Source organism: Ignavibacteriales bacterium, assembly GCA_016709155.1.
Taxonomy (GTDB): domain Bacteria; phylum Bacteroidota; class Ignavibacteria; order Ignavibacteriales; family Ignavibacteriaceae; genus JADJEI01.
In genome coordinates this window covers 937,266-962,571 of the sequence record JADJEI010000013.1, presented here as the reverse complement: position 1 = coordinate 962,571, position 25,306 = coordinate 937,266, and the positions used below count along the sequence as shown (strand labels likewise).

Annotated in this window: 27 protein-coding genes and 1 pseudogene; 13 read left to right on the top strand and 15 right to left on the bottom strand. The window is 35.2% G+C overall.

The window, feature by feature from the left end; genetic code table 11:
* Positions 1 to 7: 7 nt before the first annotated feature.
* The 10 genes from IPH11_17865 to IPH11_17820 form a co-directional block, all read right to left on the bottom strand.
* A complete protein-coding gene (locus tag IPH11_17865) occupies positions 8 to 874 on the bottom strand; it encodes a decaprenyl-phosphate phosphoribosyltransferase (protein ID MBK6915436.1) in 867 nt (288 codons plus the stop codon).
* On the bottom strand, positions 874 to 2,529 hold the full coding sequence (locus IPH11_17860) for a methylmalonyl-CoA mutase family protein (protein MBK6915435.1): 1,656 nt from the start codon (positions 2,527 to 2,529) through the stop codon (positions 874 to 876). Before IPH11_17860 ends, IPH11_17865 begins: the two co-directional genes overlap by 1 nt.
* 47 nt (positions 2,530 to 2,576) lie before the next feature.
* Entirely contained in the window at positions 2,577 to 4,436 is a 1,860-nt protein-coding gene (gene mutL, locus IPH11_17855; protein MBK6915434.1) for a DNA mismatch repair endonuclease MutL, read from the bottom strand.
* Positions 4,437 to 4,916, bottom strand: coding sequence for a dihydrofolate reductase (locus IPH11_17850; GenBank protein ID MBK6915433.1), 480 nt, complete (start codon positions 4,914 to 4,916; stop codon positions 4,437 to 4,439).
* Complete coding sequence (gene thyA, locus IPH11_17845; GenBank protein ID MBK6915432.1) at positions 4,913 to 5,800, bottom strand: thymidylate synthase; 888 nt, start codon at positions 5,798 to 5,800, stop codon at positions 4,913 to 4,915. Before thyA ends, IPH11_17850 begins: the two co-directional genes overlap by 4 nt.
* A gap of 73 nt (positions 5,801 to 5,873) precedes the next feature.
* Positions 5,874 to 6,704 (bottom strand): glycerate kinase, encoded by an 831-nt coding sequence (locus IPH11_17840; GenBank protein ID MBK6915431.1) that lies wholly within the window; start codon positions 6,702 to 6,704, stop codon positions 5,874 to 5,876.
* Positions 6,677 to 7,003: a glycerate kinase gene (locus tag IPH11_17835; protein MBK6915430.1), complete on the bottom strand. Its 327-nt coding sequence runs from the start codon at positions 7,001 to 7,003 to the stop codon at positions 6,677 to 6,679. The genes IPH11_17840 and IPH11_17835 overlap by 28 nt, the downstream gene beginning before the upstream one ends.
* A complete protein-coding gene (locus IPH11_17830) occupies positions 6,993 to 7,382 on the bottom strand; it encodes a glycosyltransferase (GenBank protein ID MBK6915429.1) in 390 nt (129 codons plus the stop codon). Before IPH11_17830 ends, IPH11_17835 begins: the two co-directional genes overlap by 11 nt.
* Complete coding sequence (locus tag IPH11_17825; protein ID MBK6915428.1) at positions 7,351 to 8,103, bottom strand: glycosyltransferase family 4 protein; 753 nt, start codon at positions 8,101 to 8,103, stop codon at positions 7,351 to 7,353. The genes IPH11_17830 and IPH11_17825 overlap by 32 nt, the downstream gene beginning before the upstream one ends.
* 2 nt (positions 8,104 to 8,105) lie before the next feature.
* Positions 8,106 to 8,858, bottom strand: coding sequence for a glycosyltransferase family 2 protein (locus IPH11_17820; protein ID MBK6915427.1), 753 nt, complete (start codon positions 8,856 to 8,858; stop codon positions 8,106 to 8,108).
* A gap of 69 nt (positions 8,859 to 8,927) precedes the next feature.
* Here IPH11_17820 and IPH11_17815 point away from each other — a divergent pair, with 69 nt between their 5' ends.
* Positions 8,928 to 10,067 (top strand): glycosyltransferase, encoded by a 1,140-nt coding sequence (locus IPH11_17815; GenBank protein ID MBK6915426.1) that lies wholly within the window; start codon positions 8,928 to 8,930, stop codon positions 10,065 to 10,067.
* Between the two features lie 35 nt (positions 10,068 to 10,102).
* On the opposite strand, the gene IPH11_17810 is transcribed toward IPH11_17815, so the two are convergent.
* The 3 genes from IPH11_17810 to IPH11_17800 are packed head-to-tail and all read right to left on the bottom strand — an operon-like array spanning position 10,103 to position 13,565.
* Entirely contained in the window at positions 10,103 to 11,521 is a 1,419-nt protein-coding gene (locus tag IPH11_17810; protein MBK6915425.1) for an oligosaccharide flippase family protein, read from the bottom strand.
* A complete protein-coding gene (locus IPH11_17805; protein MBK6915424.1) occupies positions 11,518 to 12,594 on the bottom strand; it encodes a glycosyltransferase family 1 protein in 1,077 nt (358 codons plus the stop codon). Before IPH11_17805 ends, IPH11_17810 begins: the two co-directional genes overlap by 4 nt.
* A complete protein-coding gene (locus IPH11_17800) occupies positions 12,594 to 13,565 on the bottom strand; it encodes a GNAT family N-acetyltransferase (protein MBK6915423.1) in 972 nt (323 codons plus the stop codon). Before IPH11_17800 ends, IPH11_17805 begins: the two co-directional genes overlap by 1 nt.
* Before the next feature lie 514 nt (positions 13,566 to 14,079).
* On the opposite strand from IPH11_17800, the gene IPH11_17795 reads away from it, so the two are divergent.
* The 12 genes from IPH11_17795 (at position 14,080) to IPH11_17740 (ending at position 22,702) form a co-directional block, all read left to right on the top strand.
* On the top strand, positions 14,080 to 14,772 hold the full coding sequence (locus tag IPH11_17795) for an outer membrane beta-barrel protein (protein MBK6915422.1): 693 nt from the start codon (positions 14,080 to 14,082) through the stop codon (positions 14,770 to 14,772).
* Between the two features lie 42 nt (positions 14,773 to 14,814).
* Positions 14,815 to 15,363: a GNAT family N-acetyltransferase gene (locus tag IPH11_17790; protein MBK6915421.1), complete on the top strand. Its 549-nt coding sequence runs from the start codon at positions 14,815 to 14,817 to the stop codon at positions 15,361 to 15,363.
* Positions 15,364 to 15,530: 167 nt separating this feature from the next.
* A complete protein-coding gene (locus tag IPH11_17785; GenBank protein MBK6915420.1) occupies positions 15,531 to 16,292 on the top strand; it encodes an NYN domain-containing protein in 762 nt (253 codons plus the stop codon).
* Positions 16,293 to 16,635: 343 nt separating this feature from the next.
* The gene (locus IPH11_17780) at positions 16,636 to 17,250 is read left to right on the top strand and encodes an SIR2 family protein (GenBank protein ID MBK6915419.1); all 615 of its coding nucleotides are present in this window, start codon (positions 16,636 to 16,638) and stop codon (positions 17,248 to 17,250) included.
* A 92-nt stretch (positions 17,251 to 17,342) separates the two neighbouring features.
* Entirely contained in the window at positions 17,343 to 18,701 is a 1,359-nt protein-coding gene (locus IPH11_17775) for a hypothetical protein (protein ID MBK6915418.1), read from the top strand.
* A gap of 8 nt (positions 18,702 to 18,709) precedes the next feature.
* Complete coding sequence (locus IPH11_17770) at positions 18,710 to 19,066, top strand: hypothetical protein (protein ID MBK6915417.1); 357 nt, start codon at positions 18,710 to 18,712, stop codon at positions 19,064 to 19,066.
* Positions 19,063 to 19,788, top strand: coding sequence for a hypothetical protein (locus tag IPH11_17765; GenBank protein ID MBK6915416.1), 726 nt, complete (start codon positions 19,063 to 19,065; stop codon positions 19,786 to 19,788). The genes IPH11_17770 and IPH11_17765 overlap by 4 nt, the downstream gene beginning before the upstream one ends.
* Before the next feature lie 192 nt (positions 19,789 to 19,980).
* Positions 19,981 to 20,358 carry a hypothetical protein gene (locus IPH11_17760; GenBank protein ID MBK6915415.1) on the top strand — a complete coding sequence of 126 codons (378 nt, stop codon included), beginning with the start codon at positions 19,981 to 19,983 and terminating at the stop codon, positions 20,356 to 20,358.
* A complete protein-coding gene (locus tag IPH11_17755) occupies positions 20,351 to 20,668 on the top strand; it encodes a hypothetical protein (GenBank protein MBK6915414.1) in 318 nt (105 codons plus the stop codon). Before IPH11_17760 ends, IPH11_17755 begins: the two co-directional genes overlap by 8 nt.
* Complete coding sequence (locus IPH11_17750) at positions 20,652 to 21,209, top strand: hypothetical protein (protein MBK6915413.1); 558 nt, start codon at positions 20,652 to 20,654, stop codon at positions 21,207 to 21,209. Before IPH11_17755 ends, IPH11_17750 begins: the two co-directional genes overlap by 17 nt.
* Positions 21,209 to 21,484, top strand: coding sequence for a hypothetical protein (locus IPH11_17745; protein MBK6915412.1), 276 nt, complete (start codon positions 21,209 to 21,211; stop codon positions 21,482 to 21,484). The genes IPH11_17750 and IPH11_17745 overlap by 1 nt, the downstream gene beginning before the upstream one ends.
* A 606-nt stretch (positions 21,485 to 22,090) precedes the next feature.
* Entirely contained in the window at positions 22,091 to 22,702 is a 612-nt protein-coding gene (locus tag IPH11_17740) for a hypothetical protein (protein MBK6915411.1), read from the top strand.
* 119 nt (positions 22,703 to 22,821) lie between these two features.
* On the opposite strand, the pseudogene IPH11_17735 reads toward IPH11_17740, so the two are convergent.
* Both IPH11_17735 and IPH11_17730 read right to left on the bottom strand, forming a co-directional pair.
* Positions 22,822 to 24,055 (bottom strand): annotated as a pseudogene (locus IPH11_17735) (cytochrome C).
* A 93-nt stretch (positions 24,056 to 24,148) separates the two neighbouring features.
* Complete coding sequence (locus tag IPH11_17730; GenBank protein ID MBK6915410.1) at positions 24,149 to 25,279, bottom strand: 4Fe-4S binding protein; 1,131 nt, start codon at positions 25,277 to 25,279, stop codon at positions 24,149 to 24,151.
* Positions 25,280 to 25,306 lie beyond the last annotated feature (27 nt).

The window sequence follows — 25,306 nt, the reverse complement described above, 5'->3', positions numbered from 1 at the left end:
AATAATTTTAGTAAACAATAAGAACAATGGTTGTGATATATAGAATTACTGTTACTATCATCTGCAAATCAGTGATCATTATTTTGGAAGTGTTCTCGCCTTCGTGATTCATATATACCAGAAACATATACCTAAAAATTCCAAATACAACAAAGGGTGTAGTATAAATGAGATTTTCAGTCCCGAAAACTGAAACTGTACGTGTGGAAACTGTATAAAGTGCGTAACATATAATAACTGCTGCGGCTGCTACAGTCGAGAGTTGCGATGTAAACTCAAGTGAATATTGTGAAAGTACCTTGCGCGATTTTCCGGCTTCAGAATTTTGCAGATTTAACTCCGAATACCTTTTCATCACCGCAAGAAAAAGTGAGATGAACATCGTTGTTAGTAACAGCCAGTTGGATACTTCAACATTGATAACATAGGCTCCAGCTATCACTCTGATTGAAAAACCTGCAGCAATACTGAAAATATCAAGCAAGACTATGTGCTTAAAAATAAATGTATAAAAAAGATTCAGAGATAAAAAACCGGCGATCGAATAAATAAACATTACCGGAAGGAAATAGAGCATAATTATTATTATACTCACTAATATTGCCGCGATTGATAATGCAGCTTTTATTGAAATTTTCCCGGATGGAATAGGGCGATTTTTTTTTACAGGATGCTGACTATCAGCTTCCCGATCTACGACATCATTAATAATATAAACTATACTTGAAGCAAAACAGAACACAATAAAAGCAAACAATACTGTAAGAAAATAATTTTGATGAAACAGATGAAGCGAAAACAACAAGGGAATAAAAACGAATAAGTTTTTAATCCATTGTGTAATTCTTAGTAATTGGGAAACTGTTCTGATCATCAAAATACCGAGACTTCCTCATAAGTACCGAATACTGTTTTAAGTTCGCTCACCATTTCACCAAGTGTAATATAATTATGGGCAGCTTTCACAAAAACAGGCATTAGGTTTTTACCATCAATAGCTGCCTGGTTTATTTCATTTAGACAATCAATTACCATCTGCTGATTTCTACTTTGTTTTAATTCGGATAATCTTTGAATTTGTCTCTTCTGCACTTCGGGGGAGATGGTTAGAATAGGTATATCAACTTTTTCGTTCGTTTCAATAAATTCATTTACACCTACAATATACTTTTCTTTCCTTTCAACTTCTTTTTGGTAACGATACGCTGCATCTGCAATTTCTTTTTGAAAATACCCGGTTTCAATTGCGGGAATAACCCCACCCAGAGAATCTATTTGCTCAAAAATCTCATTAGCGCCTTTCACCATTTTATCAGTCAACGCTTCAACATAATAGCTTCCGCCAAGTGGATCAACTGTGTTGATCACACCTGTTTCATAAGCAATTAACTGCTGAGTACGTAATGCTATTTTAACAGCCTTCTCGCTCGGAAGGGCAAGAGTCTCATCCATCGAATTTGTATGAAGTGATTGCGTACCGCCAAGGACGCCGGCAAGCGCCTGAAACGCTGTGCGCACGATGTTGTTTTCAGGCTGCTGTGCTGTTAATGTGCAGCCGGCAGTTTGAGTATGAAATCTTAACCACCAGCTTCTTGGATTTTTCGCACCATATTTTTCTTTCATTCTTTTAGCATAAATTTTTCGTGCAGCTCTGTATTTAGCTATCTCTTCGAAAAAATCAAGATGTGAATTAAAGAAAAATGAAATACGAGGTGCGAATTCGTCAACATCCATTCCCCGTTCGATGCACGCTTCGATGTAAGCGAAGCCATCAGCAAGTGTATAAGCCAATTCCTGAACAGCAGTTGATCCGGCTTCACGTATATGATATCCGCTGACAGACACAGGGTTCCATTGCGGAACTTCGTTCTTGCAGTATTCAATCATATCTACAATAATGCGCATAGAAGGATGGGGTGGGTAAATAAATTCTTTTTGAGCGATATACTCCTTTAAAATATCATTCTGCAAAGTACCTCGTAAACTTTTTAAATCAACCCCCTGCTTTTGCGCCACAGCAAGATAAAACGCAAAAATCATTGCTGCCGGAGAATTGATTGTCATTGAAGTGGAGACTTTATCAAGTGGTATTTTATCAAAAAGAATTTCCATGTCCTGCAATGAAGAAACAGCAACACCGCAAATACCAACTTCTCCAGCGCTCAACTCTGCATCGGCATCCCATCCCATCAAAGTAGGTAAATCGAAAGCAACAGATAATCCTGTTTGACCATTCTTGAGCAAATAATGAAATCGCTCATTAGTATCCTCCGGCGATCCGAACCCGGCAAATTGCCGCATCGTCCAAATTTTTCCGCGATAACCATTTGGATGGATTCCTCTTGTATAAGGATACTCCCCCGGGAAGTTCATCTCCTCTAAATAATTCAAATGAGTTATATCATCAGGTGTATAAAGTACTTTTACATCCTCGCCGCTGACACTTGTAAATTTCATTCCCGTTGTTTTAGCGGCAGCCGCATTATTAAAATACTTTTCCTTTTTAGAAAGGTAATTTGGATCTGTCATAAGTTAATCCTGTTTTTGTAGTGAATAAAAATTCAATCTGTTACAATTTAAGTTCTACCAAATCTTCGATCAAATTCATCAAGAGAAATTTTAACAACTATTGGTCTTCCATGCGGACAAATATAAGGCATGGAGGTAGCAAAAAGTTGATCAATCAATAGGCGCATTTCGCGGTCACTTAATTTATCCCCAGCCTTAATAGCTGCTTTACAAGAATAAGACTTGGCAATGTTTTCAGTTTCCTCAAGTTTTTTCTCACGCGAGTTCGAGATATACTCATCAATTATTTCCTTTAACACAACTTCTTCTGAACCATTTTTTATATCATCCGGGACACCTTCAATAACAATTGTTTGCTTGCTAAAAAATTTAACCTCGAACCCCAGCCTTGCTAATATTGGATAAATCTCTTTCAATAATCCAAAAGTACCCGGATTTAATTCAAGTGTTTTCGGAAATAGTAATTGTTGAGAAAAAGGAATATTAGCGTCAAGTCTGTTTAGAACTTTTTCATATAAAATTCTTTCATGTGCAACATGCTGATCAATAATCATAAGTCCGGATTTAATTTGCGATAGGATATACTTATTATGAAGCTGAATAATGAATGGAGTTTCCTCACTCACCGGTGAATTTGGGAAAGATTTTTCAGTTTTTACTTCAGTATTTTGATTTGCCTGCTCAAAGGGATGGGTAGAAATTTCTCCCGGTTTAGCAGGTAAAATGTCATCCGGAATTGTGCTGAATATCAGATCAATTTCTTTATCGCTGAAATTGGATTTGGCAGTCGAATGCTTTGCTTCAAAGACAGGACGATCGGAAAAATCATTCACGTCGGTTTTAGTAAATTTGTCGAAGCGGGTTCGCTCTCCATCGTTAGTACTTTCTGTAAATTTTAGTGAAGGCACTAGATCAAAAGAACCGAGTCCTTTTCTAACAACAGCACGAACAAAACTATAAATATCTTTTTCATCATCAAACCTCACTTCAAGCTTTGAAGGATGAACATTAACATCAACCTTTTTGGGGTCAAGTTCAATAAATATTATGAAGAACGGGAAATCGCCCTTTTCAAGAATGTTTTCATAAGCCGAAAAAACAGCATGATTTATTTGTCTGCTTATAACATAACGGTTATTTAAGAAAACATACTGTTCGCCTTTACTTCTTTTTAGATAAGCCGGCTTACTTACATATCCTTTCAAATTCAAATATTCTGTATGCTCCTGAACAGGTATTAAAGCATCAAGAATATTATCTGCAAACACTTGCATTATTCTTTCTTCTAAAGTTCCGGATTTATAATCAAAAATTAAATCATCATCGTTAAAAAATCGAAATGATATTTGCGGATGGCTTAATGAAATTTTATTAAAAGTATCTAAAATGTGTTTTAATTCAGTCGCATCACTCCTTAAAAAATTTCGTCTGGCAGGAATATTATAAAATAAATTTTTTACAGAAACACAAGTGCCTTTTGCAAATGAGCCCGCTTCTTTTACTACTCCGATTGAATCTTCATATTTAATTAAACAGCCAATTTCATCATCATTTCTTTCAGTACGAATTTCAAGTTGAGCAACAGCAGCAATCGAACTGAGTGCCTCCCCCCGAAAACCTAACGTTCTGATATTATCCAGATCTTCTACGATTGTAATTTTACTTGTTGCATGTTTTTTAATACAGTCAATTGCGTCTTCGGGCGACATTCCGATTCCATTATCGCAAACTTGAATCAGGATTTTTCCGGCACGTTTTACAACTACCTCAATTGAATCAGCCCCGGCATCAATTGAATTTTCAAGTAATTCCTTAACTGCCGATTCCGGGCGCTGTATTACTTCGCCGGCTGCAATTTTATTGGCAATGTTTTCGGGAAGTATATTTATTTTTTTATTTAAGCTCATTTATTTTCTAATGTAGGTTACAATTTCAAAATTTTCTTTCGGTTCTCTTTTGTTTATTATCCAGTTTGATTCATCAATTGCCGGAAAGAACACTTCGCCTTTAGCTTCGAAATTCATAAAAGATAGAATCATCTCATCGGCAATCAAAATAGCCTGCTTATATAATTGTCCGCCGCCGGTAATAAATATTTTTTCATAGTGACTGTTTTCACAATGTTTAATTGCAGATTCAAGTGAAGTCAAAACCAAAACTTCAGGATAATTACATTTCCAATCCAAGTTTTTAGTAATTACAATATTTAATCTTCCAATTAAAGGTTTACCAAGCGACTCAAAAGTTTTCCGCCCCATGATAATTGGGTAACCAAAAGTAGTACGCTTAAAATGTTTAAACTCCTCGGAATCATGCCAGGGCATTTGTTTATCAGCCCGACCTATTACACCATTTTTGGCAATTGCCGCAATGATAATTTTTTTCAAACAGCAACCTCAAACTTTATCTTCTCATGATACTGATAATCAATCAATTGAAAATCATCAAACTTTAATTCATCAATCGGCTTCATATTAATTTTCAATTTTGGCAATGGAAGGGGTTCTCTTTGAAGTTGTAGTTTTAATCCTGCAAGATGATCAAACTTTTCATTTACACTCCCCTTGTCAGCAACATAAATATGTGCATCAATAATTGTATGAGCGAATTCACCTAACTGCAGATTCGTTTCTTGAGCAATTATTTGTGTCAGTAATGAATAAGCTGCAAGATTAAAAGGAATTCCCAAAGCAATATCGCCGCTTCGCTGAGTTAAATGACAATTTAATTTTCCGGAATTTACATTGAATGCAAAAGTATAATGACAAGGGGGCAGCTTGCTAATGACTGCATTTGCAGGATGCCATGCATTGATAATTAATCTGCGTGAGTTGGGATTAGTACTAATCTCATTGATCACCCACCCTATCTGATCAAATGTTAGTGCGCCGTTAGATTCTCTATGAACAAATGGATGAGAATCATCAACATAAACTTCTCCTTCAAGAATTGATTTTGCTTCGGGTACGGGATAACGCCGCCAGAATCTACCGTAAGCTGTTTGAAGCAGTCCATTTTCATCCGCCCAGGCGTCCCAGATTTTAGTGTGTTGTCTCAAATTTTTTATATGATGCTCACCGGATAAATACCACAAAACTTCATTAAGCAGAGACTTCCATTCAACTTTCTTGGTTGTTAATAATGGAAAACCATTTTGTAAATCAACCTTATAAAAGGCGCCAAAGTAAGAAATAGTATCAATCCCTGTTCGGGATGATTTGCGTGTTCCTTTGTCAATTACAAGTTTGACTAAATCGAGATATTCTCTCATCTAAATCCTTTTTCCAAAAATATAATCATTACAATTTCAATTTAACAATTTAGACTCTGAGGAAAAATGATAATCAAAGTTTAGACCGGATTAGCTCACATGCTAAAGAAATACCCCGATTTATATTTTGAATTGATTCGTTTTCTGAACTCATAAAATTGCTCAACTCTATAATAGAGAAATTGTCATTATCAAAATTGCCGGCTTTCATTTCAGATTTACCACAGACAAAAAAAACCTTTTTATTTTTTTGTAAGGCATATTCTGCAATTGAGTATGCACCTTTGCCGAGTAAACTTTGTGAATCGAACTTGCCTTCACCGGTAATTATAATTTCCGAATGATCAATCTCCATCTTCACATCGAGCAAATTAAGAATAAAATCTTTGGCTTGTATAATTTTCGCATTATAAAATATTTGAAGTGCCGCAGCAATTCCTCCACCTGCCCCGGAAAAAGATTTTTCATTCCCTATCAAGTTTTTCGTTTGAAGGATGTTTAGAATTTTACTAAACCCAAGTTCTAACAATTTAATATCTGACGGTGATGCGCCTTTCTGTGAGGCAAATTTTATCACTGCCCCATCCTGTCCTATCAATTGATTCTGAACGTCAACAACACAAATAATATTAAATGGCAAAGTCTTGTTCGGCGGATAAATTTCACCCATGCGGAAATAATTTTCAGGGAGTACATCCATTTCTTTTTTATAAAAATCAGATATTTGTAACCCGAGTTTTGAACACATACCAAGTCCGAAATCAACTGTGCCGGTGCCGCCAATACCAAGATAAATTGAGTCACAATTTAGTTTTTCTTTTTCTACATCTGATTTAATTTGTAAAAGAAGCTCTCCTAATCCTTTTGAGTTAAGCTTTAAAGGTTTTCTCTTGTCGGCAGGAATTTTTTTAGTCCGAGTACATCAGCCGATTCTATAAAAATATTTCTTCTAATCTTATCATATCCAATTTGGCAAATCATTATGTCTTCATTATAAGCTGTTGAGACTGAATATTTAACTTCTTCAAGTTGAAAGTAATTTTTACAAACATTCAGAAATCCATCTCCGCCGTCAGAAATTGGTTTTGATTTCAGTTCATAGTTATTAAACTTTTTAAATTCATCTTCAATAAGCGCTGCCAGCGAAATTGAGTCAATACATTCCTTAAACGAATCGGGTGCGATCAATATTTTAATGGACATCTTTTTTTAGTTCTTCTAAATAAAGTGATTCAATTTTATTTACCATTCGCCCGACAGTATATTCATTTTCAAACAATTTTCTCGAAGCTGATTTATATTTTTCGATCAAGCTTTGATTAGAAGAAAGTTTTAAGATTGAGTCCGATATCTGCAAAACATTTCCCGGCTGAAGCAAAATTCCATTTTCATTTCGAACGAGATATTTAATATCACCGACATTACTTGCAATAATCGGAAGCCCGACTGAAATAGCTTCGAGAATTGACACAGGAAATGTCTCCCCTCCATTATCAATTGAAGTTTGTGCAAAGATATCTATTGCAGAAAGTATATCGGAAATATCTTTTCTATTCCCGGTAAAAATGATTTTGTCCTCCAACTGAAAATTTGCGGTTTGTTTTTAATTCCGCCTCAAGTTCACCTGATCCAACAATCAGCAATTTTAGCTTTTGATTTTTTAAAGAAGCATCCTTAAAAGCGTTTATTAAATTAGAATGTCCTTTAAATTCAACTAACCGGGAAACCGTTCCTATAAGTATTTCTTCATCTTTAATCGAAAATTCATTTCGAATTTTTCTTCTGCCTTCACTCGAATAAACAAATTGAGCCGGTGGTAAGCCAATATGCACCACAGATATTTTTTCTTCAGGGATTAAATCCATGTTTATCAAAATATCTTTCGTAGAAAATCCAACCGGAGTGAAGCGATCAATCAAGAATTTATTTCTAAAGCGATGAGTTACATTTCGGCTAATAGATAAGCAAGAATGAACGGTAGTAAAATTTTTAGCTCCAATAAATTTTCCAGCGAAGGCTGCGATAGTTCTATCCAAATTTGAATTAGAATGGACTATGTCAATTTTTTCTTTTCGAAGAAAATTGTATAAAACTTTTACTGCATTGAATTCCCTGCCCTTAAGTCCATATGGAATTTCATAAACTAAAAATTTACGCTCACGTGCTTCGTCGGCTAATGCAGAATTTTTTAACGGTGCTATAATGACCTTGTGATTTCGTTCTCTTAATCCTTCGGCAAGATAAAGCGCATAGTTTTCACCACCGGCAATATTGACAGCGTCGTTAGTTATGACAACGTTCATACTCATTTTTGTTTCTTCTGCAGTTCCCACATTTTCATGTACATCATCATCTTGGTCATTGCATGCATAATGGAAACGAGCAATCCATATGTACCATCAATAAATCCTTTTCTGAAAATAAAAAACTGTACGAATGCGATAAAAGGATTTAGCAGGATTGTAAAACCATTTACTTTTTTGCGCTGATATTTTTCTTGTGCTTCAAGAGTAGAGTACTTATTAATTTTATTCACAGCATCATGAAAATTTCGATATGAATAATGAAGCATCGAAGATTTCAGTTCAGAAATTTTCCCGTCAACGATAAAACCTTCGTGTACCATTCTTTCAGTCACTTTTGTTTTTGATTTTCTAAATAACCTTAACTGATAATCGTGACTCCAGCCGCAGCCTCGAATAAGTCTGCCTAAAAAATAATTAGCTCTCGAAATTTTATATCCGTCAGCAATGGAAAGATCAGAAAAAATAATTTCATTTTTTAATTCATCAGTAATTCTTTCATCGGCATCGAGACTTAAAACCCATTCATTCTTTGCTAATGAAAGCGCATACATTTTCTGATCCGAATATCCATTCCACTTTTTGATGAAAACTTTATCAGTAAATTTTTTTGCAAGTTCTATTGTATCGTCCGAACTTTCTGCATCAATGATGATGATTTCATCAGCCCATTTTACAGAATTAAGGCAATCGGTAATATTTTGATTTTCATTTTTTGTAATGATAATTACAGAAATTTTATTTGGCTCATTCATCTGCTTAATTTACGTTTGATGTTATCTGAAAATTAATAAATAATTCTAACTTAACTTAACTTGTATTTTGTGAATACTCATAAAAATATCTGCCTGATTACTTCGGGACATTCTCCACTAGACGAAAGAATATTTTATAAATTCGGATTGACATTACTAAATGCTGGTTACAACGTTTCGGTTATTGCTTCAACAAAGCAGCTCACAGATACAATTGATGGAATTAAAGTTTATGGATTTGACGGATCTGCTTTTTCTAAACCTGATAAACTTATAAAGTTTAATAAACTCTTAAAAGAGACGATGCCCGACCTAACGATTTGCAGTGAGCCTTTAACAATCATTGCAGCACTAAGATACAAGAAACAAAATCCAAAGTTGAAAATCATTTACGATATAACTGAATGGTATCCCCACCAAAATATGTTGAATCAATTCTCAGGATTGAAGCGTACTTTTTTCTACCAGATATATTCACTGTTCAACATTTATGTTTCCAATCGAGCTGATCATTTAATTATAGGCGAAAAATTAAAAGCAATACCGTACAGATTTTTTGCACCTTTCAAGAAGTACACTATTATAAGTTATTACCCATCTAAAAAACATTTCCAGTATAGCCCCCCGCCATATAGTGGAAAAACTTTTACATTATGCTATACTGGAATTATTTCAAAAGAAAGAGGATTCGCCAGATTTATAGAATTAGTAAAAATGACTGCGACTGATTTTCCAAATAAATCATTTGTTATAAAAATTATTGGTCCTTTTGAAAATGAAGAACTTCGCGAACTCATGAATTCACTTTCAACTTTAAGTAATATATCGATTGATTATAAAGATTGGGTGGACTACAAAAACTTTTCAACCGAATTAAAATCGGTAGATATATGCATTGATTTACGTGATAAAAACAAAGTTTATAATAAATCACTTCCGATTAAAATATTTGATTATATGGCTTGCGGTAAGCCTGTGATTTATACCAAGCTTGATTCACTTGGAGAAATGAGAGATAAAAATCAATTTGGAATTTTTATAGAAAATAATGACCTACAAGCGGCTGTTAATCAAGTTAAAGAATATTTAGATAGTTCATTGCTGTTAATGTCACATTCAACCTTTGCAAGGAAATTATTCGAGGGAAAATACAATTGGGAAATTCTTGAACCACTTCTATTGAACCTCATTAAAAATCTTTTGCCCTAATTGTCGCAGCTATTAAATTATACTTTTCCGAAGTATTATTTACCAAAGCGAAAATCAAGTGAAGTAATTCTCTTGAATATGTAAACAACAATTGCCACAAAGATTATATCAAAATAAATTTTATCTAACTGATTGCAGATAACATAAGCAATTCCTGTTACAAACAATGATTGCAAGATTTTATTTAGCTGGTAATTTATCTGCATCTTTTTGTGTGATATTGAAAAGAAAAACATAAATCCTGCACAGTAACTTATCAGTGTTGCAATTGCAGCTCCAACAATTCCATACTTAGGTATTAATAGATAATTGAACACAAGGTTAAAAATCAAAGCTAACAAATCAACATAAAAGAAATAGGAACTTTTTCCTATAATAAATGGATAGATTGCGTAAAAGCCGGCTAAAGCATTAAAGCCATAAGCGATAAGCACGATCGGGATTATTATCACCCCACCCTGATATGATGGATTGAATAAATATTTACCGTTGAAAGTAAAGTTGAATAAATCACCGGCTAACAGGGAAGTTGCAAGAAATATAATTGAAGATACTGCAATAATTTTTGTCAGTACTTTGCCGTAATCATCAGCATAATTACCCGTCCTGAATAATCTAATAGAATATGGGGTCCACGCTGTCCTCATTGAAATGACAAAGACATTCATTACCAGCGCAATTTTGTAAGAGAAGCTGTAAATACCTGTGGTTTCCTCCCCGAAATAATAGTTGATAATAAATCTGTCAATTACATCAACTGCTGTTGATAAAATTCCAGCAGCAATTAAAGGATAAGAAAAAGCTAAAATGCTTTTTACAATTGGAGTTTCGATAGTGAACGAGTATTCTTTTCTAATTGTCGGTATTAATATTAATAATACAAATAAAGCTGATATTAATTGTGCTGCTATAATTCCTACTATCCCCCATCCTAAATAATAAACAAGTAAAATGTTCAGTAACAAATTCGTGATGGCAGAAATAGCTGAGAATGATACCGCTTTTCGTGAAAGTTCTTTCGTCTTTAATAGTTGAAGAACTGTAGTAACAAAACTATCAATGAACAAACTGAAAACAGTAAGCAGAACTAATCCCGAAAATTTATCCGAACCTAAAATCAAATTTGAAAGATTAGTAGAAAATGCAGCGGCTAAAATTGTTAATGAAACACCAATCAACAGTATTAAATTCACCACTGTAGAGAATATTTTGCTTCTCTGTTTATCATCCTCCGAGTCCAAATAAAACTTAGTTAGTGCTGACGTTAACCCTCCCTGATAAAAAACTGCCGCGATAGTATAAAAAGCCATCAGTAAAGAATACCTGCCGAAGTCGTCAGTTGAAATTAAGTTGGAATAAAGAGGAAGGAGTAAAAAACTAACCGATCTAATTAATAGATTTCCGAGAGTGTACCAAAAAGTTGATTCGCTGAGCCCGGCTTTTTTTTCTTTCATGTTATACCGTAAGATCTGTATAATTCTTTAAGCCGCTTGTTTACACTTTCGAAGCTATGATATTTTTTAACCCACTCCTGTCCTTTCCTTCCATATTCATCACGTAAAAGTCTATCTTCAATCAGTTCATTTAGCTTTAAGTAAAGTTGGTCAATATTATTTGCAACAACGAACGGATTTTCCGGCAGCCATTTTTCATATTCATTCGTCATATTTGTAATAGTTGGAATGGACATTGCAAGAGTTTCGAGCCCCGCTTTGCCGTATCCCGTCCCGCCCATTATTCCACCTACCTGATCAATGCTTATATCGCAGGTACTTTTTATTTTTAGTACTTCACTTCGATGAAGATTTTCAAGAAGCACAAATTCAATTTGTTTTTCTTTTTTAATTTTTTCAATTACAGATATTATTAAATCAGTGCCTTTATACTTTCTGTTTGTTGGCGAGTGAACAATTCGAACTCTATCATTTTCTGAATTTGATTTTACGGGAAGGTCTGATCCATCGTAAGGATAAAAAAGATATTCAATATTTTTTTTTAATGCGAGATGATCAAACTCCGATGTAATATTTAGATCTGATATTTGATCAAGCTCACGAATTAGTCCGCGGCTGCGCAGATCACTTCCATAATAACAGCAGACAATCTTCTTCCCCTCCTTCTTCCACTTTAATGCCTGAGTTGGGTTGCGGAAAAAATCAAGACCGCCATCGTAATGAATAATCTCGTACTCATTTAGATTGAGTTTCGTAATAACCTCATCAACAAGTGCCCTTCGCTGCCCATCACTCCAATTAAAATATAACTCTTCGAATATATTTTTGGGTGAAAAAAAAGGAGCGGCAATTTTTTTATGCTGTTGAATCTCGCTGACTTTTTTACTTCTCCATAGCTTTGCTAATTTGAATTCAGGAAGGGGCAGATTAAGACAGAGATCTTCTTCAAAATCTAATTTAGTTTTATGAAGTGTTATCAGCCGGGATTCATCACCATATTGCCTGTGCATCTTTACAAAACTGATTGGTACACCAGCAAAATTTTCAGGAGCAATGTGTAGAATTTTCGCCATTAAATATCTTTATAAAATGTGTCTCTAAAAATTCCACGCGCTCCAAAATTTTCTTTAAATCTTGCCAATCCCCAATTTGGTTCCATTATCACAGTGAATATTCCGAAGTCTAAAAACTTAAACCCCTCCTCACGATAGCGATTCATTATTTCATAAAAAAGTAAATTTACCGGGCGATATTCCTGGTATGCTTCATCGTGACTAATGTAAAACGCAAGCACAACATTTGAGTTTGCCGAGAAGTTACAAACACCTGCTATTAATTTGTCTTTTAAGAATGCTCCCCACAATCTAACTTTTGCAGGAAATATTTTTTTTAGCAGTTTCAATTCATCAATTGTGTGGGCGGGATTGACACCATGCCGCAATTTCAAATTCTTCTTTAGGATTTCGTAGTACTCATCAAACCTTTCGCATTCAACAATTTCAATTCCGCTTTTAAGTGCTTTCTTAGTTGCAGTACGTGCTTCAGCTCGATAGGTATTAAGTAAACTATCCTTTTCAAAATCTAATTGGACAATACTTGACACCTCCCTTTTCAGATAATTGAAACCGTTTCTGTAAAGAGCAAAATCAATATAGTTGGAATATTTAGTTTGATAAATTATCGGCGGCAGCGTCAACTGAATTCGCTCCACCTTTAAGTTTTTAGGATGTTCGATTAGTATATCCACAAGTTCGTGTGCTTCCTTAAAATTCAGATCAGGCTTATACACAAAACTACCGTAACTTGCCCCGGGATGAGAGTTAAGGATTTTTTTGCCCTCCCTTTCAATCACAGCCGCAGTTAATAGCGAAAGGATTTTTTTATCCTTTGTGACAACAATTGAAGCATCATTAAATTTATCTTTAGCGTGATAATTAAGAAAAGCTCTTTTGTGAAAAATAGTTCCGTTATCTGAACTATCCACAAAACTATCCCATTCTTCTTCTGACAGGTTAGATTTTTTATAAATTGAATACTCTGACATAACATCTCTTTATTTTTTTTACTAAACAAAAATAATACTCAAGGCACTGATAATGAAGGGATTAAAAATAGTGTTGTATAATCACATCTTTCCAAAATAATTTTTTTGAAAAAATATTGAATGTTTTTGACTAATTCTAAATACACTACTTTACTAATCGAACTTTGAAACCGTTGAAACGGTTAATCATTCTTTGATTCACATTCTCAACGGGATTAATCCCGTTGAGAACTTAAAAAATATTTAACTGCAACCGTTTTAACGGTTTGCTCTTCTGTAGAATCAACTTGCCTAATAGGTAATAGAGACTGTTTTTAGTTATATAAAAAATCCTTCTCATTACAATTCAATTTTAATTTCTTTTACTGATATTAAAATTATTTCGGACAGCAGTGTGTATAATTTTAGTTTTTGAAGATCACTCCGTTACACTTAAGTTTACTCTTGATAAAAGTAAAAGTTATCATTGATAAATTAAACTCAATTAATTATTTCATTTTATCCGGGAGGATTTATGTTTTCATTATCATTACTCTTTCGCAATTCAGTACTTGCAATTTCACTTCTCATACTATCTACCGTACAAGTTTATTCACAGGACAGCACCTACCTTGATAAACTTAACGGAAAGTTTGCCCTCCAATTTCAGATCAGCAGCAATTTTACACTATCTCATTTTCAAGGAACTACTTTTTCAGGAAAGTATCACTTTGACAACCGATCAGCAATTCGGGTAGGGGTTTCTACTCAAATAAATAACTCTGATGATGATATTACAGCATCAGAACTTGATTCTTTTTATGTTCATCCTTCATATACAAATTCGTTCGACTACCAGACTTATTCAGTTAATCTGCAATACTTAAATTATTTAACCACTATGGAAGACGTTGGATTTTTTATTGGCGCAGGTCCTTATGTCAGTTATGCTTTTTCAAAACAAGATATTGATACTGCAAATGTATTTGATTTTTATTCCTCCAGTACATCCACCCAGTGGAATTTCGGTGCCGAACTATTAGCCGGTGTTGAGTGGATGTTCAATAATAAAATGACGCTCTCTGCTGAATACGGTGTTCGTGCATATTATTTAACAAGTGAATCCACTCAGGATGTAACCTATTTAGGCAAAAACATTTCGAGCAAAAGAAAGGGCTTCAATCTGATGCCTTCATCTATAAAATTTGGTTTATCAGTTTATTTTTAAAATTGAATTGATACGAAATTTATTTCAATAGAAAGCCATAAAATGTCAGACAGCATTATATTCAAAGAATTGACCACCGGGCGGCTCACACTCAGAAAGTTGAGGCTTAGTGATGATAAAGAATTATACGCCATAAGATCAAACGATGGGGTAAATAAATATCTCGAAAGAAGCCCTGCTGCATCAATTGACGAGGCACAGTTGTTTATAAAAAAAATAAATGACGGCATTGACAAAAATGGCTGGATTTATTGGGCGATTGCATTAAAAGATGATGATAAAGTAATCGGGACTATATGCATCTGGAATATTTCATTCGAAGATGCAAGCGGCGAAATCGGATATGAACTGAAACCGGAATTTCAAGGGATGGGGTTTATGAGCGAAGCAATTAAAAAAGTTATTGATTTCGGATTTAACGATATGAAACTCAAATCTCTTGAAGCATTTACACATAAAGAAAATCTGCCTTCTATAAAACTTTTGGAGCGGAATAATTTTAAACGTAATTATTTATTCGAGCAAAAACATAAAGAAGAACTACAGAAAAGAAACACAATTATTTATTCACGAGCTAACAGCAATAGTTAATTAGACATTGGAGTAACTGTTTCTCTGCTGATATGATTATTTCTCATAGCAGTATCAAGTTTCACCACTTCATAGTATTTTTGGTTGTAATTAAAAATGGAATACAACCTGGTTAAGTTGTTTTCCGGCGCTTAATTAATTCTCTAAATAATTAATTGGACTGAATTATGGAAACCCAAAATGACCTGAAATTAGCAGTATTAATTGATGCCGACAATGTGCCTTACGCAAACGTGAAAGAAATGTTTGAGGAAATTGCAAAGTATGGTACACCTACCTTTAAAAGAATTTATGCTGATTGGACAAAGCAATCCGTTTCCGGCTGGAAACACGTGCTTTTAGAAAATGCCATTACTCCAATACAGCAGTACAGCTACTCGATAGGAAAAAACGCAAGTGACAGCGCACTTATAATTGATGCGATGGATATTTTATACACCGGTAAGGTGGGTGGCTTTTGTATTGTTTCAAGCGACAGCGATTTTACAAGACTTGCCACAAGACTTAGAGAAGCAGGTATGAAAGTAATTGGAATTGGAGAAAAGAAAACCTTAAATCCTTTTATAACCGCCTGCGATAAATTCATCTACCTCGAAATTTTAAAAACAAAAACAACAAGACAGCCGGCAGACAGGCATAAAAAAATATCAAAGGATGCAGCACCACCTGACAATAATCCTTTGAGCAAAGTTGACTCTGATTTAATCAATCTATTAACCGACAGCATAACTGACCTTGCCGACGAAAATGGCTGGACTTTTTTAGGCGAATTAGGGAACCTGATGCTGAAAAAGAAACCCGACTTTGACCCCAGAAATTACGGCTTCCCCAAAATGCTGCCCTTAATTAAAAGCCTGAACAGATTTGAAATTGATGAGCGTGACACAGGTAAAAAGAATATTAAAATCATCTACATCAGGAAAAAATAATCGCTCCACAAAGAGTAGACAAGAGAAGTGATGAGTGAGATGAAAGTTTGCGGAAAATGAAATCACCATTTGATGAATTATAATATTATTTTTTATGTTTGTACCAGAAATAATAACAGCCGTTTATAACGCAAAGCTAATGGCAATGCCATTGTATATGTGCAACTTTATGGCTGGTATAAACAAGTTATGTGCAACCCTATTGGCGACTGTGAAACTTAAAACTGAATGATATGAAACGAACATTTTTCAATACGAAACCAAATGGAATGATAACTTTATCGCACAGCCGCAATGAAGTTTTTTTAATTTTTGCCCCAGCACATTTTTTTGTTTTTCACATATGAGCAAAGATAACCATATTGTTTTGATTGCCGATTTCAAGCCGGACAATTCTTTTTTTGATGACTTAAGAGAAGGGCATTTTTGTTTGGTTCTCGGTGCTGGTTTCAGTTTTGGAGTCAAGAATAAAAACAAAGAATTTAGTACAATTCCAACGGCTGAACAATTCATAAAATTTACAAATGAAAAATTTACAAAATCAGTTACAGAATATAAAGCTGCTGCATCGGTATGGGAAAACAAAATTGCTAATAATCCTAATTTGCTTAATGAGCTAAGAAATTTATTTTTAGTGGATGAAACGGCATTTAACTTCGAGTTGTTTGATTCGGTTTTTCTGCCGAACTGGTATTCAATTTTCACTTTTAATTTTGATAATGTTTTAACTACAATTCAATCAAAACATAAAGGGAAAAAGTATCCGGTTTTTAATTATCCGGCGTATACAATGGATAGTAATGATAATTGTATTCTTCACCTTCACGGATTAATGAATGAAGAAACTACCTTGGATAATATTGTTTTTACTTCCGCTTCATATACTAAACTTGGAGCAGAACAAAACTCTTTATATAACGTTATTTATGGGGATATTGATTCAAACAAAAAAAACTAATTATTCTCGGCACTCAATTTAATGAACAGATTGTATTCGACAAGTTTTTTAAAGGATTAAAAGGAAATGACATAAAAATCTACCACTTTGATTTGAAGAATGATGATGTTGCAGAGAAAGCTGAATTTAAGGATAGGGATTACACTTTTATTAAGTTATATAAAGATGAATGTATCAAAGGCACAAAACTTTTTCTCCAATTCCTGCAAGACAACAAAGACAAAATTGAAAACATACATATAGAAGGTGCTGAAGTAATTAACAGCACTTTCATAAGAAGGATTAAGAACGGAAAACAATTTACAAAACCTGATTTCTACACTGCAAAACAGGACGAAAATTGCCAGTGGTATGGTGTAATAAATAATTATGATGTGGTAAGGAATGATTACGGAAAAGTTAAAACAATCGCTTCTAGTTGCTTTGATAAACCAAGAACATACAAAGTTGTAGCAGTAGTGCATGGTTTTGGTGGCTGTGGTAAATCTACCTTGCTTAGACGATTGGCAGTTGAACTATGCAACGAATCTTTTAAATTTATTTGGGTAAAAGACAGGGGGTTTGAAAACTTTACGGATAATGGATTGATACAAATACAAGAGGACCGTTTTAGAAATTATTTAGTAATAATTGAAGACTGGTATCGTCTTACAGATAATCTAAAGGAAAAAGCAAAAGAGTTTTTACTTAAAACACAAGCCATAAACAACATCAGAGTTATTATTGGTGACAGGGAAACTTCGGGGAAGGAATATATTAATAACCTACCTGATCCATTAAATGTATTTCATCTCCAATCAACCGAAAACGAAAAAATTATTGCTGAAATCATGGAGCTTCACACAGAATGGAAAGATGCCAAAGAAAAAGTTACAAAGAAGCAGGAGTATTATAATACGAGTCTATTCCTCTTGTTGTTTGTAATTGCACGAGTGAGCAATGAAAAATTTGACCCTATGGAAATTGATTTCTCTGAACCCGGCTTGGCTTTTAAAAGCATTGTGAAAAGTGATTTGAAAAAAATAAATGCCGTATATCCCGGAATGGCAAAAGCATTGCACAACTGGGCTTGCATTTACACCAACCACAAAATATTTATTGACTTTGATACATTTCTGAAAATTGCGGATACCTATAATGAAAATGATAAAGTAAGTAACGCCTTTACGAGTTGGAATGCTCGCTCAACTATTCTTGAACGGGTAAAAAGTTATATAAACAAAGGAAGGAATACATCATTAAGAAACAAAAAACTTCAACAAATAGATTTTGTTCAATTCAACCACGATAAATTAGCCGAAGAAGGATTAGCCGGAGTGATTTTAGACGGATGGCTGGAATTTTATAACCCTGTCACAAAAAAATATGATGATTTATTATTGAAACAATTTCTGAATATTGTAATTGACAACTATGCACCAAGCTATGATAATTTCTCATCATTTTTTTAGCTGCTATGATGCAATACCAGAATCAAATATTTGCTGATGGTCAGGAGAAACTATTGTTGATAAATATATTATTTGAAAAAGGCAACTTATATCCGTCATATCTTAATCATTTAACTGATGAGGATATCAATTTAACTCCCGTTCAAATAGTAGGATATTTAGATAAGCTCTATGACAAGAAAGTTTATCCCAATTTAGCATGGTTAAACTATTTCAAAAAAGCGGGCAAAGAGGAAAAACAACAAGCCGCTCATAAAATATTGAGCGACCAAAACATCACTTCGCTTCAACATGATATTGTCGTAGCCGCTTTTAATCAAAAAGAAAATGAGACGGAAAAACAATTAGCTGCTCAAAAATATTGAGCGACCCAAACATCTATTCAATCAATGGGATAATTGTAAATGCCGCTTTTAATCAACAAGGAAATGAGACGGAAAAACTACAAGCCGCTCAAAAAATATTGAGCGACCCAAACATCTATTCAATCAATGGGATAATTGTAAATGCCGCCTTTAATCAAAAAGGAAATGAGACGGAAAAACAACAAGCCGCTCAAAATATATTGAGCGACCCAAACATCACTTCGCTTCAAACTGTTATTGTCGTAGCCGCTTTTAATCAAAACGGAAATGAGACGGAAAAACTACAAGCCGCTCAAAAAATATTGAGCGACCCAAACATCACTTCACTTCAACATGATATTGTCGTAGCCGCTTTTAATCAAAAAGAAAATGAGACGGAAAAACAACAAGCCGCTCATAAAATATTGAGCGACCCAAACATCACTTCGCTTCAACATGATATTGTCGTAGCCGCTTTTAATCAAAAAGAAAATGAGACGGAAAAACAACAAGCCGCTCATAAAATATTGAGCGACCCAAACATTACTTCGCTAATACATCATATTGTCGTAGCCGCTTTTAATCAAAAAGGAAATGAGACGGAAAAACAACAAGCCGCTCATAAAATATTGAGCGACCAAAACATCACTTCGCTTCAACATGATATTGTCGTAGCCGCTTTTAATCAAAAAGAAAATGAGGCGGAAAAAAAAAGCCGCTCAAAAAAGGTTGAGCGACCCTGATTGGAATTCAGGAAAATATTTATTCTCGGTTTTGTCTGCATTAAGATATTATTCTTCTATTGAAACAACTCATGATTTTGTAACAATCATTATAAGCAATATCATTAACAATTTTTTGTCAAACAGAAAGCTTAAATTAAACAGGGATTTCTATTATGGATTGATGGATATTCCTTTTCATCAAAATTATTTATGGAAGACAAAAGTGAATACATCTTTGCCAATTGGAGAACAATTGAAAGAAGGGCTATCACCAATTTGTTGAATGCTTATCAGGCTTATCCCGATACTCTCAAGCCAATTTGTAAAACTATAATGAATAATTGGCAAACCGAAATAGAGCAAAAGATTTTTCAAGTGTATGGAGAATCACACAAAGGCGACCATATAAGAATTTCACTGGGCCATCCCTCATTAAAATCTTTAGCAAAAAAAACGGCAGAGGAAATTGTAAAAACAAAAAAGGAAAATTCAGTCACTATTCCCGATTACCTTTTTGAAATCGCAGAGAAAATAGTAAATGAAGCTATTTATCCTGATTGGAAATTAAACAACAATGAAAATGAATGAAATTCTGATAAAACAAAACGAACCTGAATTTATTAAGCTGCTAAAAGCATCAACAGTTGCATATACAAAAGCAAAGAATGGTGAAATAAAAGTTACTTACTTTTTAATCTTTCTTGCTTTTGCTTACCCTATCGCCTATGTTCTTATCAAAGACGAAAGCATAAAACTTGCTTTATTCGGTTGTTCTTTTTTGCTTACTGTTTTAGTTCAAATATTCGCAGATACTTTCAAAGGAAATACTTCTAAGGGAGCAATATTTAAGGAAGAGTTTGACACTGCACTTTTAATTTACGATGGAAGTCAACCTTAAAGAAGCCAGACCATTCGAAGTTTCAAAATTTTCTCTTGAATACAAAGGCAATGAAATTATAGATTGGTATTCACCAAACATTTCAACAACGATTCCTCATAATATTTCCGTAGCAGTTTTGCAACATTCAAACACAAGTTGGGATATTGAGTTACGCATTATTTATTGTAGATGGTTGGCGGGATTTCTTATTTCCTATTCAATCGTGCTTTGGATATTTCTTATTTCTTACAACTCAAATGGCATGACTATTTTTTTAATTTACTTTTCTATACTCTCATTTTACACTCACTTTATTACTCTTATTCGTGGACACTCATCTGCAATTGATAGACGAAAAGCTATCTCAATATATTTGGACGAAATAATTCTCAATAAAATATATATTGGCACAGACGAACTTCGTGACGTACAAGACGAAATTTATATCAGCCGACAAGAAGCTGCAAAAGTTCCTAATTTCTTTTTTCGGTGGTATCGAAATAAAATGAATGCAGTTGTGGTAGATTATATGGAAACAGTAAACAAAAGATACAACTGATGAAAAAATCAACGCAAAAAAAATACACTCTTCAATGTTTTAATTTATTTTGTCAACGCACTGTGCGTAATTGGACGGACATAGCTTCTAATGTAATTCGCTTCGGACAAAGTGTGTGCAAACTTGACACGACACATCTTCGGACAGACAGAAGAGCTACCGATAACAAGGGCTTAAAAGAAATGGCGGGTGAAGTGGTTAATCAAACATTTGTGCTTCTAATAAACAGTTGTGGTAGGTTGACAGTTCGTGCTTCTAACCCGCCACTTCTTTAAGCCCCGAAACGTTAAACTTCTTTAATGCTTCCTAATTTCCCTTCACCCACGCAACAATTAATGTCCAATAACCGTTGAAAATACTCTAAAATCGAAGCTTTTTACCAACCGTGCTACGGTTGCCACTAACTTTTGGATGGTTGGCGATAACCGTCGGAAAGTGAGGACCAACCGTCCCACGGGGGAAGCCGCCCATGTCACGGTTGCCTGCAACGCCGTCTTGTCGGTGGGCACCCGTCACACGGGGAAGGCATCTGCGCGACGGTTGGTCTGCGCCGTCTCACGGTTGCCGTCAACCGTACAGCGGGGCTTACAAACCCGGGCGCGTTGCCACCCCCCGTCATAGCGTTGGCGCCAACCTTTCCACCGTTGGGCAGGTAATTTTTATCTTCAGCATGTAATTTTTAACCGTCGGCAACTCACATCCAAGTGCTTTTCTTTATTTTTTTAGAATAAAGAACAAATATCAATATGGCACAATAGTTGGGTATTCCGAAACCGGTGTTTGAGTTGGAACTCTTATAGCTTAAAAGAGAATAAACGTGGATTAAGCAGGGTTCCTTTTAATAAATAACAAATTTAAAATTTTTTCAGAAAGGACCTTTTATGAAAAAGGATTTCATCCCCCGCCCTGTTGATGAACAGGACACATTTCACGAAAATTATTTGACCAAGCTGCCGCTGCACAATGTTGCGCTTGCCATCACACCGGCTCAGGTAACTGAAGCCAACACAAAGGTGGGTGCCTGCCGCACTGCATACTCCACCCAGGTTGCTGCCGAAGCAAATATGGAAAGTCTGTACGCCGATACAAGAGCAAAACGAAAAATTGCAAATGACCTAATCAGAGCTCAAGGAAGGCAGATGAAGGCAAACCCGAATTACACTATAGCAATCGGTCAGGATCTTGGCATTGAAGGTGTTGATTCATTTGTTGATAAAGACACAATGAAACCAATATTGAAGTTGTTCCTTATGCCAAATCAGCATGTTAGAATTTCATTTCAAAAAAGTATTGCTGATGGAGTGAAGATATACACCCGCCGTGCAGGTGAAACTGAATGGACACTTTTAGCTTTTGACACCGAAAGTCCTTACATAGACACACGCGAAAACCTCGCTGCAGGTGCAGAGATGCGTGAGTATAAAGCCGTCTATGTTATCGGTGATGTAGAAGTTGGATTAGAATCTGATGTAGCAACTATCGCAGTACCGTAAAAATATTTAATGGGGTTCATTTATTGTTTGTTGATAATAATTATTTAAAAAACCTCCGGAGCTTAAAAACTCCGGAGGTTTTTTTTATTCATCAACTATGAGGGGGGAGCTAAAAACTTTTACTGCTTAAAATCTTTTCTCATCTGCATAGCCATTTCTTTAATCTCAGTTAAATCCTGCTGCATTTCACTCCAGCCGTACCAGAGAGCGTAGTCAGGGCTCGCGTGAAAAGTTCCCTGAAAAGTTCTCATCCTGTGCTCAAGGAACATCACAAAAAAGTTTTTGCTCAATAACCGTCGGTGCGTCATGGAAAGTGAGCAAGTCGGGGAAATTATAAGCATAAGCTTCAGGCTTAGGAATAATACCATCCTGATAAAGCCCGGCAATAATTTTTATACCCTGCGCCATCAGGTGATCAGCTTCTTTGATCATGTTGTCGCCTTTTTCAAGTTCACCCTTTGCAAAATTCTCGGAGTGACAGTTACCGCAAGTTTTGATCATCTTATCGCGCTCGGTTTGCCAGGCTTCCTGAGTAAGGCGAGCAACATCAGCAGCTTTAACAACATCAAGCCTTCCGGTGGGGTTGCCTTGAGGATCGAGAACCCCCAGCCCTTGTAATATAGTTACGCGGTCCTCAGTCCATTGCTTATCTTCAGGCATTGGCAGACGGACAGCGAGAAATCCCCAGGCAGTACGGACTTCGTGATTGCCCTCTTGCATGTGACAAGTTTGACAGGTGGGTGCAGAAGAAGATTCAGGAAGAAGATCCATTTGCTTTAACGAACTACGAACACCATGTTTTGAACTTGAATACATTTCCCATTGGGGGTGGTCAAAACCCATGTGGCAGGTTTGACATGCCTGCGGCTGTTTAGCCTCAACAACAGAAAATGTGTGACGGGTATGGCAGGCGTCGCAGGACGCAAGACCAAAACCGGAACCTTCACTTTTAAGCTGCTTGATTTCTTCTTCTGATTTTAAACCGATCTTATGACAACCGCCGCAGCCCTTCATACCTTCAGTCATCGCCATTGGCTGCATGTGGAAAGTCGGCATAGCCTTAAGCGAAGCCCAAGCCATTGCATGTTTACCTTTACTGAATTGCTCAACCTGAGTTTCGTGGCAAAGCTTGCATGTTTCAGGGGTGGGGATAAGTGCATTCTTAAAGTCATTTGCATTTGTATGTTGATCACCATGACACACCGAGCAATCAACATCGTTTGCAGAATGCTTGCTGAGCTGCCAGTCAGTTACGATGTTAGGTGTAATTTGCCTGTGGCATTCAATACAAGTAGCCGCAAAGTTGGAAATTGAAATTGAAAGAAAAAACAGAATTGATATTATACTTTTCATATCTACCTCTCCTTTTTATGTAGAATTTGAATAATGAATTATTCTCACAACTTACATGCAACAATTATTTAGCAGTAAGCCAAAACTCCCCATTTATTTTATTTCAGAACGAAGAACCACTTTTGATGAATCATCATCCTTCCCGATAATTTTTTGCTGATGGGATTCATTAAATTTTTTAATTGCATTAGTCCCTGTCGGATGGCCGTAACTATTCATCTCCTTATAGTGGATTAAATATTCATCTTTCGAAATTGAGTTTTGCCAGTTGCCGGAAATCATCCCTGCCCCTGTAACTAAAAGAAAAATTGAAACAACACCGATAGCAACTGCCCTCCCGCTGATTTTTTTCTCTTTGTAAAAAATATTTTTCAGTTGGAGAGTATCAGCAACCGGACAAGCATCAACACAGCTAAGGCAGGTGGTGCATTCATCAGAAAAAACAGTTTTAACTTTATCAACTCTAATCATAGAAGGACAAGCTTTAGAACATAAGCCGCAATCAATACAACTTTTAGCCTCGCGTTTTATTTTGTGTGGACTGAGAAGAGAAAATATTCCGAGCAGCGCACCGTAGGGACATAAATATCTGCACCAAAAATTTCTGATAAAAATTGAAAAGATGAAAAGCACCGAAAGAACAATAATGGTGAAGCGGGAAATATCAGCAAAGAAATAGTACATCTTTAAATCGGCGACAAGATTGTATGGGCTATCGAGGAATGCATTTACAGCAAGGTCTGTCATAAGAAACAAAACTGCATAAAATAAAAAAGCCAGCAAAAGATATTTGACACTCCTCAAAGGATAATCTAATATTTTTGGCAGCCGTAGCTTTCGCTTGAATATCTTTTCACCAAAATCTCCTATCAATTCTGAAATAAAACCAATCGGACACATCCAACTGCAAAAAGACTTACCGAATATTATTGACATTAAAATAATGGAGAGGAAAATAAATAAACCGGCAGGGTGAGCTTGATGGATGATACCGGTAGTGAGGAAAATATAGAAACTCATGAACGAACTAATCGGCAGAAAACCATCAACACCGGCAGGTCTCTGGTAAAATTGAGCATGCCCCCCGCTTTCTAAATAAGTTGCAAAAAGATAAAACTCAATTCCTATCCATATACATAGAATTGCGAATGTTGACTGGATAAAAAATCTGTAGTGCTGAATTTTATTTGCAGAATTTTTTAATATTTTTTTCTTGCCGGTCATATCCATCTTTTCTAATGGAGGAAATAT